Origin of the sequence: Bacillus sp. CFBP9009, assembly GCF_036541465.1 — a bacterium.
GTDB lineage: Bacteria > Bacillota > Bacilli > Bacillales > DSM-1321 > Peribacillus.
This window is the reverse complement of sequence record NZ_JAZHFU010000045.1, coordinates 1-2007: the sequence shown is the minus strand read 5'-3', so window position 1 is coordinate 2007 and position 2007 is coordinate 1. Positions and strand designations below refer to the sequence as shown.

Annotated in this window: 3 protein-coding genes; all 3 read left to right on the top strand. The window is 32.7% G+C overall.

From position 1 onward, the window contains the following. The first annotated feature begins 228 nt into the window (after positions 1–228). Complete coding sequence (locus V3595_RS28590; protein WP_485911335.1) at positions 229–462, top strand: cyclase; 234 nt, start codon at positions 229–231, stop codon at positions 460–462. Between the two features lie 77 nt (positions 463–539). Further along, on the top strand, positions 540–1109 hold the full coding sequence (locus V3595_RS28585) for a dihydrofolate reductase family protein (protein WP_485911333.1): 570 nt from the start codon (positions 540–542) through the stop codon (positions 1107–1109). Between the two features lie 323 nt (positions 1110–1432). Further along, positions 1433–1819 (top strand): DUF192 domain-containing protein, encoded by a 387-nt coding sequence (locus V3595_RS28580; RefSeq protein ID WP_485911331.1) that lies wholly within the window; start codon positions 1433–1435, stop codon positions 1817–1819. Positions 1820–2007 lie beyond the last annotated feature (188 nt).

The window sequence follows — 2007 nt, the reverse complement described above, 5'->3', positions numbered from 1 at the left end:
TCACTCCATTTAACCGTGAACTTAAATTCAATGGTGATGAAATCCTGCGAATAAGCGAGTATTTGTGAGAAAATCGTATTAAACTGAGGGAGTTGAAGAAGGTAATTGTCTTTTTCGTCTAGAATATGTCTTTTGAGAACTGTGGAAAGGTGTAAAAAGCCCTGTTTTGCCAAAAGGGTAATTTATCAATGCAATTGCAGTATCAATCAATATTTTAGGAGGGTTCAAATGGATAAAAGAGTTCAATTTGACTTTAAAATAGAGTTTACTAATGGCGGTGGGCTTCAAGGGCAGGAATTCCGCCTTGATATTGATGGAGATGACATTACTGACCAAGAATTAGCCAAGTATATTGTAGAGGATATGAGGTTACTAATGGTTGGGGAAGTTAAGATATTTAATAAAAAGATAATTAATGAAAAACATAAACGAAAACCTGTTGATGGGAACTCTGAAAAGTAATCGACTTCTTCAGCTAACAAGTGCGTTAGCTGAAGATTGGAGCAAACAATATTTAAATGATTAAGGGAGGAAGAATTATGTCCAATAACGTAAGACCAAGAAGAATGATTTTAGATTTAGCAGTTACTTTAGATGGTTTTATAGAAGGGGAAAATGGGGAAGTTGATTGGTGCATCATGGACCCTGAGATGGGGTTTATTAATTTCTTAAATCAAATTGATACTATTTTATATGGAAGAAAAAGCTACGACTTATGGGGACAATTCACTCCAGGAATTGAAGATGCCGATACTGAAAAAGAACTTTGGGAAATAGTTCATAGTAAAGAAAAATACGTGTTTTCCAGAAAGCAAAAAGGGACTGATAATAAAGCAATATTTATAAATGATAATATTGTTGAAGAAGTAAATAAATTAAAGAATAAGCCTGGTAAAGACATCTGGCTATATGGCGGAGCAAGTCTTATTACAACATTTATCAATTTAGGGCTTGTTGATGAATTTAGATTATCTGTTCATCCTGTTATTTTGGGAGAAGGAAAACCTTTGTTTATTGATATTAAAAAGAGGTTGAATTTAAAATTGGTTAATACAAAAACGTTCTCCTCTGGCGTTGTGCAACTAATATATCATTTGAATGAAAATTAATAATATTGTACATTCCAAGGATGAAATACAAGATATTAGACATTTTAGATGATGGAGGGAAAAATGGTTTTAGTATGCGATACAATTGCACCAACCAGAAGAAAAATGGCTTAAGCAGGAGCTGTATAACAGCTCCTTTTTTTTATGCAACAAACGAGGCAGTTGAACAAATCTTCATATATATTGTTGCTGTGATTATTGAAAACGAAGAATTAAATTTATAACCATAGAATAAATATTAGATGTGAAAAGGGATTTCCTTAGTTATTTTTCTTCTTTTGAATTTCTTTCCTGCTTATAATACTACTCTAAGGTGAGTGAACATGAAAAATAGAATGAAAACAAAAATGATAAAAATACTCAGTGGAAACAGGGAAACTAGATTAACCGTTCAAGTTGCAGATACTCAAAGAAAAAGAGATAAGGGCTTAATGTTTGTGGGGAAATTACCCGAAAACGAGGGGATGTTATTTGTGTTTCCAGTAAAAATATATGGTGGCTTCTGGATGAAAAACACATTAATTCCTTTATCTATTGCTTTTCTTGATTGGGATGGGGAAATTCTAAAAATACTTCATATGGAGCCTTGTAAAGAAGATATATGTCCTACCTATGATCCAGAAATTTCTTATCACTATGCAATTGAAGTGAACCTTGGATGGTTTGAAAAGAATCAAATTAAAGAAGGGGATTATGTAAGATTTTATTGAAATTGATCTCACCTCTAGTTCTTATTGGTGAGGTGATTTTTAGGTAAATTACTGAAAAGAGGGTGCGTTAGCTGAAAATCGGAGCTGTCTTTATGAACTGCACCCCAATTGTTAGACAACATCTAACAATTGGAGGTGCAGTTTTTTTGACTAAATATACGATAGACGAAAAATCAAATGCAGTTTTA